The 409-nt window shown below is 63.3% G+C and carries 1 protein-coding gene; it reads left to right on the top strand.

Going from position 1 to position 409, the window contains the following annotated elements:
• Window positions 1–77: 77 nt before the first annotated feature.
• Window positions 78–409, top strand: a 332-nt coding sequence (locus tag INT51_RS21995; RefSeq protein WP_193107517.1) for a TetR/AcrR family transcriptional regulator, incomplete at its 3' end; no start/stop codon positions are given.

Below are 409 nucleotides of genomic sequence, written 5' to 3'. Positions count from 1 at the left end.
ATGTGATGTCTCCTCGAAGGCGGTGGCGTGCTGTACTGTCACGGACACTACCACTTAAAACGAACGGTCATTCTCTTTTGCCGAAGGTCAGCCAAGCCCACCTCGACGCGCGACGTCAGCAGATCATCGACGCCGCCCGCACCCTCTTCGCGACGCACGGATTCGCCCGCACCTCCATGACCGACCTCGTCGACGCCTCGGGCCTCTCCACCGGAGCGATCTACCGATACTTCCGCAGCAAGGACGAGATCATCGTGGCGATCTGCGAACAGTCCAGCGGAACGCTCCCGGAGACGCTGAACGCCGAGACCATCGACGCCTTCCTCCAACAGACCCGCCGCCTGGCACGCGAGAAGGGCCATGCCCGACTGATCGCCCAGATCTACGCCGAAGCGGCCATCTCCCCGCA

It is taken from the genome of Brachybacterium sp. FME24 (genome assembly GCF_014897705.1).
Lineage (GTDB): Bacteria > Actinomycetota > Actinomycetes > Actinomycetales > Dermabacteraceae > Brachybacterium.
Note: the sequence above shows the minus strand (reverse complement) of the source record. Positions and strands in the feature narration are given on the sequence as shown.